Raw genomic sequence first — 11,704 nt, forward strand, 5'->3', positions numbered from 1 at the left:
GATCAGATCCTTTTGATTCTACGGTGATTTCGCTGATTTGCCGGCTTCAAAACGGAATGTTTTCAAGCTCCGCGAAAGTTGATTGAACCCGGCGCATTTCGGGCCGTTTCTGCGCCGATACACTCCCGAACGGGAGGAATCGAAGCGGTGCGTCGGGGGTCGCATTGCTGGACATGAAACACCAGCTCTGAGGCCTTTTGTCGATGACCATCCCCGTTTCTCAACGCGATACGCGTATCGATGTGCTGCGCGCGCTCGCCTTGCTCACCATTTTCGTCGACCACGTGCCGGGTACCGTCTTCGAAAACCTGACCTACAAGAACCTCGGCTTTTCCGATGCGGCAGAGGCCTTCGTTTTGATCTCCGGCATCTCGGTGGCGCTCGCCTATGGCACCAAGTTCAAGCCGGGGGGCAGGCTGCTGGCGACCCTCAAGATGTGGCGGCGCGCCGGCGTGCTCTACGTCACCCACATCGTCATCACCATGCTGGTGATCGCCCTGTTCTCCGCCACGGCTGTGTTCGCCCACCGCCCGGAGCTGTTGAAGATGATCAACATCGAGCCGCTGATGAAGGACACGCCGGAGGTGCTTTTCGGCATCGTCACGCTCGGCCATCAGCTCGGCTACAACAACATCCTGCCGGTCTATGCGGCGCTGCTTCTGGCGGCGCCGGCCTTCGTTCTGTTCGTCAGCTATAGGCCCGTGGCGGCACTGACCGTGTCCGGGCTGCTGTGGCTGGTCGCCGGAATCTGGCAGATCGCGCCGCCGAATTATCCCGAGCCGGGTCTCTGGTTCTTGAACCCGCTGTCCTGGCAGTTTCTGTTCAACATCGGCCTTGCCGCCATGCTGCATATCAAGCGCGGCGGCACCATCCCCGTAAACCGGTGGCTGGTGGGTTTCGCCGGTGTCTATGTGGTGGGCGCGTCGATCTGGGTGCACAGCCCACTCTGGGGGCAGATCACCTGGTTCAATCTGCCGGTGGTGATCGGCGGCTTCGACAAGACCTTCCTGTCGCTGCCGCGGCTGCTGCATATCCTGGCCGTCAGCTATCTGGTCGTCGCCCTGCCGGCCGTGTCGAACCTTTTCCGCGCCAAGCCTGACAATCCGCTGGCGATCCTCGGCAAGCGCTCGCTGCCCGTCTTCGTTGCCGGAACGCTGATCGCCATGGCCGCTCAGGTGCTGAGGCTGATCAATCCGGGCGGCCTCGCCTATGACACGCTGCTGATTGCTGCCGGCATCGCCATGCAGTTCGCGCTGGCGCTCTATCTTGAATGGCTCGCCGGTCTCGGCCCGACCCGCACCAAGCCGGCGCGTGCGGAGCCGGCGCGCGCCGGGTTCGCTGCGCCGCCCATGCCGGCGAGGATCGGCGGATATTGAGATGTGGTTCTAGGATATGGGAGCAGGGCCCGTTGAGGCCCTGACGACGAGCTCAACGCCCATCGTCTCGCGCCGCACGGCGCCGTCATAGTCGAGGATCATGCGCGCGGCCCGCCGGCCGATCTCGGTGATCGGCTGCGCGATCGTGGTCAGCGGCGGGTCGCAGAGCGCGCCGTCGGGCACGCCGTCGAAGCCGACAACGGAAACGTCTTCCGGCACTTTCAGACCGCGCGCAGTCAGCCAGTCGATGGCGATCATGGCCATTCTGTCCGACATTGCCAGGATGGCGGTCGGCCGCTCGCCGCCGGCAAAGATCGCTTCGAGCCCGGCCCTGGTGCTCCTTTGCTCGTTCTCGGTCTCCAAGACCGGGATGCTCTTCGTGTCGACACCGAAGCCGGACAGTTCCTCGAAATAGCCGGCCAGACGATCGCGCGTTCCCGTGTAGACGGCCGAGCGGACCATTTCGGGCGTGACGAAGCCGGTGCGGTCATCGCCGAGAGTAAGCGACAGCACGGCGAAACGGCGATGTCCGAGTTCGGCAAGATGCCGCGCGGCGAGCCGTCCGCCGGCGATGTTGTCGATGCCGATGGCCGAGATCGTCTCGTCGTGAAAGCCGAGCTCCAACGCCACGAAGGGCAGCCTGCGTTCGCGCGTCAGCTCGACGAGACGCGAGCCGCCTTCGATGCAGAACAGGATGAAACCGTCGACAAGCGCGCTCTGGATGTTCCAGGCGAGCTTCTCCTGGTTGGCCGCCGAAACCAATGCGATGCCGGCGCCGGTGGCGTCGCAGGCCTCGGAAATGCCGGCCATCATGACGCGCGCGAAGGGATCCTCGAAGAAGTAGGAAAGGGGCTCGGTCGTGCCGACGCCGATGGCATTGACCTTGCCGGCGCGCAGCAGGCGGCCTTTCGGATCAGGCCCGGCGTAACCCATCGCCTCCGCTACCGCCCTGACCCGCTCGCGCACCTCGGCGCGCACGACCTCCGGGCGACTGAAGACATTGGAGGCCGTCCCATGCGAGACGCCCGCCGCCTTGGCAATATCCGCCAGCCGGATGGGGCGTGCCTGGCCTTCGATGAGTGATGCCATGTCTGTTCTCCGAATCCGGTCGCATGTCGAACATGGACGCGGAATGTCCGACGGTCCACTTACCATTTTTGTTGGATCGATTCAAATTTTCGCTTGACTTCGGCGGTGCAGGGCTTATGATTGAATCGATCCAAGTCACCTGACATGAAGCAAGATACGAGAAGGAGGGTGCCATGCATCCGGTCAACTTTTTGTTCGAGGACGTCTACCGCAACGCTTCCACGGGCCTGTCTTGCCGCGGCGCCGCTCACTCTGCGCGGCCGAAGCAATGCCGTCAGCCCCGCTTCATCGTGGAGCGCAAGCGCGCCTGAGCAGCAGTCTTTTTCGCGTCGATCGGTTGGATCGATTCAATTGAAGGAACCAAGCCATGCATCCCATCAGCCATCTTTTCGAGGACATCTATCGCAACTATTGGGGCATCTCGCCGGCAACCGACCGGCCGGAACGCCGGCGCGCGGCGGAGCCGGCGTCGCGCCAGCGGCGCCTGCGTCGGGGAAGTCGGTAATCGCGGCGCATCTCCCGGCGAGCCTCAGCAATGGCGGCGCAGGTCTAGACTAGGATCGTGGACGCCACAGCGCCGAGATCGCAATCGCCAGCCAGCCGACGATAAGCAGCGTGCCGCCGATCGGCGCCGACATCGGAAACAGCCGCGAACCGAGGAAATCCCGGGCGAGAAGATCGCCCGAGAACAGCAGCAGGCCGACAAGGAGCGCCAGGCTTGCGATCCTGAGATACCGGCTGCCGCCGATAAGACCGATGGCGAGGAAGACCGGCGCATGCATCAGCAGGAAGGATGCGGCCGTGCCGGTGAAGGCGCCGCCGCGATGCGCGGCCGCCGCCGACAGCGCCACCCCTGCCGCGCCGACGAGACCGCCTGCCAGCACGAGGATGCGGTTGCCGCCGTCTGATGGTTGCCCGGCAAGACTCATTTCGATGCTCCGTCTTCGATCGCGCGCGGCTCAGGATTCGCCGGCTTCGAGCAGTATATGCCGTGCGCGCCGCGTCTGGACAATCCAGTTGTAGACCGCCCCCAGCGCCATCAGCACCGATGTGCCCAAGAACACCGCCCGCATGCCGAAATGACCGCCGACGAAGCCTCCGGCGAGCGGTCCCGCGACCTGGCCGACATACTGCGCCGAGATCGATAGTCCGAGCACATTGCCGCCGACGCCGTCGGGGATGTTGTGACGGATGACGCTGGTGATGCAGGGCAGGAGGCCGCCCAGCGCCAGCCCCATCAGGAAGCGCAACCCGATCAGCTGCCAGCCGTCGGTGACGAAAGCTTGCGGGACAAGCAGCAGCGCAGAAATCGCGAGCGCGCCGACGACCACGTTCCAGTGGCCGACCCGATCGGCAAGCTTGCCCAGCCACGACGAGGACATGATAGTTCCAAGCGCGGCCGCCGACATCACCACGCCCGCGACCATCGTCACCTTGCTCTGGTCCGCGACGAGCTGCTGCACATAGACCGTGATGATCGGCTCGATCGACATGGTTGCAAAGGCGAGCAGCATGCCGGTCGTCAGCATCCCGACGACCGGACGCTTGTCGGGGATCTGTGCCCAGCCGCTCTTCGGCTTTGCCGACGAGACAGCTTTGGGAGCCGGCGGGTTTTCCTTGATCAGGAAAGTTGTGGCCAGAAATGCGAGAAAGATGACAGCGCCTGACAACAGGAAGGTGGCGCGGATGCCGATCACCGGCGGCAGCATGCCACCAAGCAGCGGTCCGACCAGCGAGCCGGCCGTGATACCGGCCGACAGCACGCCGAGCGCCCAGCCGGAGCGCTCCTTTGGCGTCTGCATCGCCACCAATATCGTCGATCCCGAGGAGTAGCCGCCGGCAAAGCCGATCAGGAGCCTCAGCAACACCAATTGCCAGACGCTCTCGACCATACCGGTCAGCGACATGCAGATCGCCATGCCGAACGAGGCGCGCACCAGCATCAGCTTGCGGCCGTAACGGTCGCCGAGCCGCCCCCACAGAGGGGCGACCAGCGCCGCGGCAAAGAAGGTGGCACCGTAAGCAACTCCTGACCATTGCACGATTGCCGCGTGCCCTTTGGCACCCAGCTGTTCGACATAAAGCGGCAGGAACGGCAACAGCAGCGTCATGGCAATCAGCGTGCTGAACGAGCCGGCGAAGCAGACGGCGAGATTGCGTCGCCAATGGATATTGTAGCCGCTCTGGGTGCTGTTTTCTGCCATGTCGTGCCTACTTGGTTGTCCGGGATTGTTCCGGATACCATTTTGGGATACCAAATCGGTATCCGTCATGAACCTCAACCCAGCCGCTGTCAATGCGGTGCCGAAGAGCGGAACGACAATGTCGCAAATACAGAATGTCGAAAGGCAGCTTCGCGAAATGATCCTTGGGCTCGAGATCGGCCCGGGCGAGCGGCTGACCGAGCGTTGGATCGAAAGTCGCTTCGGCGCCTCCCGCACCCCGGTCAGGGCGGCGCTGCTGCGCCTCGAGACCGAAGGGCTGATCGCTCGTGACGGCCGCGGCTGGACGGTGGCGCCGATCAATCTCGCCGAGCTCGGCCAGATCGCCGTCTACCGCGAGGCGGTCGAGGTGGCGGCGGTGCGGTTGACGGCGTCGCTGGAAGATCGCAGCGGGATCGAGGTGATCGCGGCGATGCTCGATTCCTGCGACGCCGGTACGCCGCGCGAGGAATGGCACCGCGTTGGTCTGGATTTTCACATTGAGCTGGCCAGGCTTTCCGGCAATGAATTCCTGCTTAGGGGAGTCCGCGATGCAATGACCAGGCTCTCCCGCGCGCGTTGGCTGGAAGTGCGCGACGAGGCGGCGCTTGGCCGCGCCTGGGCCGAGCACCACGCCATCCTGGCTGCCGTGCGAAAGGGTGACGCCGAAAAGGCGGCACGGCTGCTCTCGGCCCACATCGCCGGCAGCCGCGACCGCCTGGTGACTTCGCTGCATGACGACCGGCGCGGCCTGCGCGCCAGGGGCTTTGCCGTCGTCGCTGCCTGATCCTCGGCCATCGTCGAATATTAGAACTTCAACAAGTTCGTCAGCTTGGGCGGGCTTGCAAGATGTTCGGCACAATGCTGTAGGAGGCGACGGACATCTTTAAACGACGGACGCATGGCCTCGCCCTTACGCACCGCAGCCCGGGTATTTTATTTCATACGCAACATCACGCGCGATGTGGCGCCGCAGGCTCTCTTTCGCCAGCGGCTTGCGCGCCGGCTGGACCAGGCGAGGCTCTCCAGCAAAACGGTCCGTGATCGGGTCAACTACTACAACCGGCTCGACCATAGCTTCGTGCCGAGCGCGGCGGCCGTGCCGGCCAGTCAAATACCCAAGTTCGGGAGTATGTACTATTACGACCTGAAGGAGTTCGCCCGCTACTTCGATCGCCACCTGCTCATCGATCTCGAGTTTGGCGACGTCGTCGACGTTCCGGCGGTGCCGTCAATCGTCAAGGACCGGCCGATCCGTAACGACAACGGCAACGCCGTGATCATGAAGCTCGACAAGTTCCGCCATTTCAACATGCCAAAGGACAATCTGTCCTTCGCCGACAAGCGCCCGATGGCGGTCTGGCGCGGTCATTTCAACAATCCGATCCGCAAACGGTTTGTCGATGCCGTGCGCGACCTGCCGTCTTGCGATGCCGGCTCGCCCAAGCCAAGCGCCCCGGAGAACTATCGCAAGCCGTATCTCACGATCGCGCAGCAGCGGCAGTTCCGCTACATCGTCTCGCTCGAAGGCAATGACGTGGCGACGAACCTCAAGTGGATCATGAGCTCGAATTCGCTCTGCCTGATGCCGCCGCCGACCTACGAAACCTGGTTCGCCGAGGCTGAGCTCGAGGCCGATGTCCACTACGTGCCTCTGGCGTCGGATTTTTCGGACGTCGCCGACAAGATCGCCTATTTCGAAAAGCACCCGGCGGAAGCCCAACGCATCATAACGGCGGCCAACGCCTATTGCCGCCGGTTCAGCAACGAAAAGGACGAGCGGGCGGTATCGCTGCTCGTCCTCTACAAATATTTCGTGCTCAGCGGCCAGATCGAACCCGACCCGGAGGTCTGGCGTTTTATCGCCGGCTGACCTCCGCGCGTTTTCGGGCGCGGAGCACGGCGCGCATTCTCAGATATCGCTGCGGTCGAGCACCAGGTCGGCGGGGCCGAACCGGTTCTTGGCGGTGAGCTGCTGGTGCCAGTAGGGATAAAGCACCGGCGGCCGGCTGACGTCGTCGAGGCGCAGGCGCTCGTCCAGGGACAGCGTCAGGCTGGCCGCGGCGAGGTTGTCCTTGAGCTGGGCTTCGTTGCGGGCGCCGATCACCAGCGAAGAAACGGCCGGGCGGCCGAGCAGCCAGGCAAGCGCCACCTGTGCCGCCGAAACGCCGCGCGCCTTGCCGATTTCGACCAGAACGTCGACGATCCGCCACAACCTGTCCTCGTCGCGGATCGGCGGTTCGGACCAGCCGCCAAGCTGGCGGGCCGTCGGGCTGTCGCGGCGGTATTTGCCCGACAGCAGGCCGCCGGCCAGCGGGCTCCACACCAGCACGCCAAGACCCTGGTCGACCGAGATCGGCAGCAACTCGTACTCCGCCTCGCGCGCTTCCAGCGTGTAGTGGATCTGCTGCGTGACGAAGCGCGGCTGATGATGGCTGTCGCTGATCGAGAGCGCCTTCATCACCTGCCAGCCCGAATAATTGGAACAGCCGACATAACGGACCTTGCCCTGGCTGACCAAAGTGTCGAGCGCAGCGATCGTTTCCTCCAGCGGCGCGACCCCATCCCACTCATGCAGGAAATAGATGTCGATCACGTCGGTCTTGAGCCGCTTCAGGCTCCTCTCGCATTCCCGAATCAGGTGATGGCGCGACAGGCCTTCGTCGTTGGGGCCGTTTCCGATCCGCATGCGCGCCTTGGAGGCGATGAGCACATCGTTCTTGCGCTTGCCGCCGAGCGCCTCGCCGACGATCTCCTCCGACAGGCCGTTCGAATACACGTTGGCGGTGTCAATGAGATTGATGCCGGCATCGATGCAGGTATCGATGATGCGGCTCGCCTGCGAAAGATCCGAATTGCCGACCGCGGCGAACGGGCCCGTCCCGCCGAAGGTCATTGTGCCAAGGGTCAAAGTCGAAACCTTCAGGCCGGAACGGCCAAGCGTGCGGTATTCCATGTCAGGTCCTTGCGATTTGTTTTGAAGAGGCGCGCCGTCGCGGGCGCCGGGAAGAGGCGAAGTATTTGTAGGACAATTCGGGCGGCTTGTCGCCCCGCCATCGATACGGGCCGATCACATATCGGCTGGTCCAGCGTTGCCGGCTCCCGCTCGCAATAAAACCGTCATTGCGCGTCTGTATCTCAGTCGGCTTACGGAGTTGTGCTTCCGGCCGCGGCCGGAGCGCATCCGAGGCGAAAGTGGCTGACAGGCAGGAGCTGCGCAATGAACGAGGTCAAGACGAATTCCGGAGCCAAGGACTGGCTGGAAGCCGAACTCGAGGACACGCTCGACGAGGACTACGAGCTGGAGATTTCCGAACCCGCGCTCTCGCTCGAGATCGCCAGGATCTACAAGAAGTCGCATCCGCCCTCCATCGAGCGAATTACCTATTTCCGCGAGCTGCTGCGGCTGCAGTCGGAGCTCATCAAGCTGCAGTCCTGGGTTGCCTACCACAAGAAGAAGCTGGTGGTGATCTTCGAGGGACGCGACTCGGCCGGCAAGGGCGGCGTCATCAAGCGCATCACCCAGCGCCTCAATCCGCGCATCTGCCGCGTCGTCGCGCTGCCGGCGCCGACCGAGCGTGAAAGATCGCAATGGTATTTCCAGCGCTACGTGCCGCATCTGCCGGCGGGCGGCGAGATCGTGCTGTTCGACCGCTCCTGGTACAACCGATCGGGCGTCGAGCGGGTGATGGGCTTTGCCAATGCGGATCAGGTCGAAGAGTTTTTCCGCGACGTGCCGGAATTCGAACGCATGCTGGTGCGCTCCGGCATCACGCTGGTGAAATACTGGTTCTCGATTACCGACGAGGAGCAGCAGATGCGCTTTTTGATGCGCATCCACGATCCGATGAAGCAGTGGAAGCTGTCGCCGATGGACCTGCAGTCGCGCGTGCGCTGGGAACAATACACCAAAGCCAAGGAAGAGACCTTCGCCCGTACCAACATCAAGGAAGCACCCTGGTTCATTGTCGAAGGCAACGACAAGAAGCGGGCCCGACTGAACTGCATCGATCACCTGCTGCAGCAAATGCCTTACGAAGACGTGCCGCATGAGGAGATCACGCTGCCGGAGCGCGTCTTCAACCCGTCCTACGAGCGGCAGGTGCTGCCGCGCGAGCTTTATGTGCCGGAAAAGTATTGAGCACTTCCCCATCTCCCACAGGGGGAGAAGGGGGAGCCGAGCTTACGCCCGCCCGATCATCACATGCGTCGCGTCGGCGGTCGCGACCTGGCTGGTGCAGCGGTAGCCGAGCTTCGGCATGTCCAGTCCAGCGAAAAGATGCTCGCCGGAGCCGAGCAGGATTGGCGAGATCGCGAGATGCATCTCGTCGATCAGGCTTTCCTTCAGATATTGCCGGATCGTGGCAACGCCGCCGCCGACCCGCACATCCTTGTCCTTGGCGGCCGCCTTTGCCTGTTCGAGCGCCGAATGGATGCCGCCGGTGACGAAGTAAAACGTCGTGCCGCCTTCCATTAAGATCGGCGCCCGCTTGTGATGGGTGAGCACGAAGACCGGCACGTGATAGGGCGGGTTGTCACCCCACCAGCCTTTCCAGCTCTCGTCCGGCCATTCGCCGCGGACCGGCCCGAACATGTTGCGGCCGAGGATCCAGGCGCCGACATTCTCGAAACTGCGCACGGCGAAGCTGTCGTCGATGCCCTTGGTCCCGCCGTCTTTGCCGATCACCATCTCACGAAAGGTGCGGGTGCCGATCATCCATTTATGCAGTCCTTCGCCGCCGACGCCGAGCGGGCTTTCGAGAGTCTGATCGGGGCCGGCGCCGTAGCCGTCCAGCGACAGGGTAAAAGCGTTGACGCGCAGCTTTGACATGATCGCCTCGTGAACTAGTTGCATTATGCAAGCAGTCATGGAGTAGCTTAACTGATTGCATTATGCAAGCGGAATTTTCCGGCGAGCGATCACCTCGTCGGGCGGCGCCCAGGTGACGCGGCGAGAATTTAAAATTGCGCCTGGGCCTAGCCCCTCAGCATCTCCGCTACGGTCGGCGCGAAATAGGTGAGGAAGCCGTCGCAGCCGGCTCGCTTGAGGGCGAGAAGCGATTCCACCATCGCCTTTTCGCCGTCGATCCAGCCATTGGCGCTGCCCGCCTTGATCATCGAATATTCGCCCGACACCTGGTAGGCGAAGGTCGGCATCTGGAACTCGTCCTTCAGCCGCCGGATGATGTCGAGATAGGGCAGCCCCGGCTTCACCATCAGCATGTCGGCGCCTTCGGCCAGATCCTGCTCGGCCTCGCGCACGGCTTCATCGGAATTCGCGTGGTCGATATAATAGGTCTTCTTGTCGCCCTTGAGCAGGCCGGCGGTGCCGACTGCCTCGCGATAGGGGCCGTAGAAGGCCGAGGCGAATTTCGTCGCATAGGACATGATCGCCACGTCCTGGAAGCCGTTGGCGTCCAGCGCGTCGCGGATCGCGCCGATGCGGCCGTCCATCATGTCGGACGGCGCGATGATGTCCGCCCCGGCGGCTGCCTGGATGACGGCCGCGGCCGTGACCTGCTCGACGGTTTCGTCGTTGACGATGATGCCGTCGCGCAGGATGCCGTCATGGCCATGGCTGGTGAACGGATCGAGCGCCGCGTCGGTGATGATGCCGATCTCCGGCACCGCATCCTTGATGGCGCGGGTGGCCCGGTTGATGACATTGTCGGGATCGAGGATATGCGAGCCCGTCTGGTCGCGCAGCGAAACCTCGATGTTGGGAAAAGTCGCGATCGCCGGGATGCCGAGCTTGGCGGCGCGCTCCGCTTCCTTCACCGCGAGGTCGACCGACAGGCGGTAGACGTCCGGCATGGCGGCGATCGGCTCGCGCACATTTTTACCCTCGACGACGAAGATCGGCCAGATCAGATCGTTCACCGAGAGCTGGTTTTCCTGCACCAGCCGGCGCGACCAGTCGGCCTTGCGCATGCGCCGCAGCCTGCGGCTGCCTGTGATCTCGTCGACGCTGCGGGCGCCGGCGGGCTTTGCGGGGGTGAACTTGTTCATCGCCAAAACTCTGTTGTCGTCCCGGCTTTTACCATGCGCCCCTGCCGCTGACCAATGCGACACGATTGTGCCAGTTGCTTCCGTGAAGAACGAGGGAGGGATCGCCGGCGCTGGAGCACTTCCCTTCTTCCTTCACGGGGAAAAGGTGGCGCAGGCGGATGAAGGGCTGCGCCGACGTTTACGGCTGTCCATTCCCCGACAGAATCTGTGCCGCGCCCTTCACAGCCACGCGAAAAGCCTCGTCGAAGCTGACGCCGCGCACCTGCCATTGATAGGTTTTGCCGTGTTCGGCCAGCCGCCAGTCGGCGATCCAGCCCAATTCCTTGTCGTTCCACACGATGCTGCCGGCGAGCGCCCGGTCGGCACCCGCCTGCCGGGCGAGCTGGTCGAGCTTTGCCATATCGGCAGTGCGCAGCGCCTTGTCGTCGAGGCCGGCGAGCTGGTTAGCCTCTGGAAAGCTGACATGCACCGAGAGCGGCGCCGTGGCATTGGCAAAGGATTCGCGCATTGACTGGCCGCGATCCTCGTCGGCCGTCAGCACGAAATGTTGCGCCCCTTGCTCGGCCGTTATGAAGACGGCAATCAGCGGCCGCTCGCCCTGCCATGGCTTGCTGCCGAGCTGCGCCAGGAGCTTGTCGACCACTGTGGGCTTGTAGAGGCAGGTGAGATCGTGCGGCCGGTCATGCGTGCCTTGCTCGTCATGGATCGGAACGCCTTCCAGCCGGTCGCGGTAGCGGAAGGATTGGACGAAGTCAGCCGCCTTATTGCGCAGCGCCAGCATCTCCGGCTTCTGCGTCAGCCGCTGATCGCCTGAAACCTTGACCAGCACCTTGTCCAGGCAATCCCTGAAGCCGATCTCGCGATTAGGCTCGCCGGTGCCGGTGACGATCGTCTGCGCCAGGTAGAGTTCGGAGGCTGCCTCGGCGGCGGCCGGCGCAACTCCCAGAAAGAGGAGACCTGCCAATCCAGCAACGAGACGAGAAACCCCAGCCATGTCGATTAGCTCGAAATCTGTCGCGCCGCCTACGC

At 63.4% G+C, this 11,704-nt stretch carries 13 protein-coding genes; 6 read left to right on the forward strand and 7 right to left on the reverse strand.

What is annotated here, in order from left to right; all coding sequences use genetic code 11:
- The first annotated feature begins 203 nt into the window (after positions 1 to 203).
- Positions 204 to 1,376 carry an OpgC domain-containing protein gene (opgC, locus tag CK221_RS17540; RefSeq protein WP_095778627.1) on the forward strand — a complete coding sequence of 391 codons (1,173 nt, stop codon included), beginning with the start codon at positions 204 to 206 and terminating at the stop codon, positions 1,374 to 1,376.
- A 9-nt stretch (positions 1,377 to 1,385) separates the two neighbouring features.
- Here opgC and CK221_RS17545 read toward each other — a convergent pair whose 3' ends face one another.
- A complete protein-coding gene (locus tag CK221_RS17545) occupies positions 1,386 to 2,465 on the reverse strand; it encodes a substrate-binding domain-containing protein (protein WP_095778628.1) in 1,080 nt (359 codons plus the stop codon).
- 173 nt (positions 2,466 to 2,638) lie between these two features.
- On the opposite strand from CK221_RS17545, the gene CK221_RS30315 reads away from it, so the two are divergent.
- Together CK221_RS30315 and CK221_RS30320 are read left to right on the forward strand one after the other, a co-directional pair.
- Positions 2,639 to 2,776, forward strand: a complete 138-nt coding sequence (locus CK221_RS30315; protein ID WP_179295160.1) for a hypothetical protein — start codon at positions 2,639 to 2,641, stop codon at positions 2,774 to 2,776.
- 56 nt (positions 2,777 to 2,832) lie between these two features.
- Positions 2,833 to 2,970, forward strand: a complete 138-nt coding sequence (locus CK221_RS30320) for a hypothetical protein (RefSeq protein ID WP_095778629.1) — start codon at positions 2,833 to 2,835, stop codon at positions 2,968 to 2,970.
- 49 nt (positions 2,971 to 3,019) lie between these two features.
- Here the strand turns inward: CK221_RS30320 and CK221_RS17555 are convergent, their stop codons facing one another.
- Together CK221_RS17555 and CK221_RS17560 are read right to left on the reverse strand one after the other, a co-directional pair.
- Entirely contained in the window at positions 3,020 to 3,394 is a 375-nt protein-coding gene (locus CK221_RS17555) for a DUF423 domain-containing protein (RefSeq protein ID WP_095778630.1), read from the reverse strand.
- Positions 3,395 to 3,424: 30 nt separating this feature from the next.
- Entirely contained in the window at positions 3,425 to 4,669 is a 1,245-nt protein-coding gene (locus CK221_RS17560) for a multidrug efflux MFS transporter (protein ID WP_095778631.1), read from the reverse strand.
- A 118-nt stretch (positions 4,670 to 4,787) separates the two neighbouring features.
- On the opposite strand from CK221_RS17560, the gene CK221_RS17565 reads away from it, so the two are divergent.
- Together CK221_RS17565 and CK221_RS17570 are read left to right on the forward strand one after the other, a co-directional pair.
- Positions 4,788 to 5,453, forward strand: a complete 666-nt coding sequence (locus CK221_RS17565) for a GntR family transcriptional regulator (protein ID WP_095778700.1) — start codon at positions 4,788 to 4,790, stop codon at positions 5,451 to 5,453.
- A gap of 114 nt (positions 5,454 to 5,567) precedes the next feature.
- Positions 5,568 to 6,539, forward strand: coding sequence for a glycosyl transferase family 90 (locus tag CK221_RS17570; protein ID WP_095778632.1), 972 nt, complete (start codon positions 5,568 to 5,570; stop codon positions 6,537 to 6,539).
- A gap of 39 nt (positions 6,540 to 6,578) precedes the next feature.
- Here CK221_RS17570 and CK221_RS17575 read toward each other — a convergent pair whose 3' ends face one another.
- Entirely contained in the window at positions 6,579 to 7,622 is a 1,044-nt protein-coding gene (locus CK221_RS17575) for an aldo/keto reductase (protein WP_095778633.1), read from the reverse strand.
- 264 nt (positions 7,623 to 7,886) lie between these two features.
- Here CK221_RS17575 and ppk2 point away from each other — a divergent pair, with 264 nt between their 5' ends.
- Positions 7,887 to 8,807, forward strand: coding sequence for a polyphosphate kinase 2 (gene ppk2 / locus CK221_RS17580; protein ID WP_067000709.1), 921 nt, complete (start codon positions 7,887 to 7,889; stop codon positions 8,805 to 8,807).
- 42 nt (positions 8,808 to 8,849) lie between these two features.
- On the opposite strand, the gene CK221_RS17585 is transcribed toward ppk2, so the two are convergent.
- The 3 genes from CK221_RS17585 to CK221_RS17595 all read right to left on the reverse strand — a co-directional run bounded on the left by CK221_RS17585 (position 8,850) and on the right by CK221_RS17595 (position 11,669).
- Entirely contained in the window at positions 8,850 to 9,497 is a 648-nt protein-coding gene (locus CK221_RS17585) for a dihydrofolate reductase family protein (RefSeq protein ID WP_095778634.1), read from the reverse strand.
- Positions 9,498 to 9,643: 146 nt separating this feature from the next.
- Complete coding sequence (gene hemB, locus CK221_RS17590) at positions 9,644 to 10,675, reverse strand: porphobilinogen synthase (protein ID WP_095778635.1); 1,032 nt, start codon at positions 10,673 to 10,675, stop codon at positions 9,644 to 9,646.
- Between the two features lie 178 nt (positions 10,676 to 10,853).
- On the reverse strand, positions 10,854 to 11,669 hold the full coding sequence (locus CK221_RS17595) for a DUF2066 domain-containing protein (protein WP_095778636.1): 816 nt from the start codon (positions 11,667 to 11,669) through the stop codon (positions 10,854 to 10,856).
- Positions 11,670 to 11,704: the final 35 nt, after the last annotated feature.

Source organism: Mesorhizobium sp. WSM3868, from assembly GCF_002294785.1.
Taxonomy (GTDB): Bacteria; Pseudomonadota; Alphaproteobacteria; order Rhizobiales; family Rhizobiaceae; genus Mesorhizobium.

Excerpts from the sequence above, each read along its gene's own strand:
- CK221_RS17555 (WP_095778630.1), bottom strand. The coding sequence starts at position 3,394 with ATGAGTCTTGCCGGGCAACCATCAGACGGCGGCAACCGCATCCTCGTG.
- CK221_RS30315 (WP_179295160.1), top strand. The coding sequence starts at position 2,639 with ATGCATCCGGTCAACTTTTTGTTCGAGGACGTCTACCGCAACGCTTCC.
- CK221_RS17570 (WP_095778632.1), top strand. The coding sequence starts at position 5,568 with ATGGCCTCGCCCTTACGCACCGCAGCCCGGGTATTTTATTTCATACGC.
- CK221_RS17595 (WP_095778636.1), bottom strand. The coding sequence starts at position 11,669 with ATGGCTGGGGTTTCTCGTCTCGTTGCTGGATTGGCAGGTCTCCTCTTT.
- CK221_RS17565 (WP_095778700.1), top strand. The coding sequence starts at position 4,788 with ATGTCGCAAATACAGAATGTCGAAAGGCAGCTTCGCGAAATGATCCTT.
- CK221_RS30320 (WP_095778629.1), top strand. The coding sequence starts at position 2,833 with ATGCATCCCATCAGCCATCTTTTCGAGGACATCTATCGCAACTATTGG.
- hemB (WP_095778635.1), bottom strand. The coding sequence starts at position 10,675 with ATGAACAAGTTCACCCCCGCAAAGCCCGCCGGCGCCCGCAGCGTCGAC.
- opgC (WP_095778627.1), top strand. The coding sequence starts at position 204 with ATGACCATCCCCGTTTCTCAACGCGATACGCGTATCGATGTGCTGCGC.
- CK221_RS17585 (WP_095778634.1), bottom strand. The coding sequence starts at position 9,497 with ATGTCAAAGCTGCGCGTCAACGCTTTTACCCTGTCGCTGGACGGCTAC.
- ppk2 (WP_067000709.1), top strand. The coding sequence starts at position 7,887 with ATGAACGAGGTCAAGACGAATTCCGGAGCCAAGGACTGGCTGGAAGCC.
- CK221_RS17560 (WP_095778631.1), bottom strand. The coding sequence starts at position 4,669 with ATGGCAGAAAACAGCACCCAGAGCGGCTACAATATCCATTGGCGACGC.
- CK221_RS17575 (WP_095778633.1), bottom strand. The coding sequence starts at position 7,622 with ATGGAATACCGCACGCTTGGCCGTTCCGGCCTGAAGGTTTCGACTTTG.
- CK221_RS17545 (WP_095778628.1), bottom strand. The coding sequence starts at position 2,465 with ATGGCATCACTCATCGAAGGCCAGGCACGCCCCATCCGGCTGGCGGAT.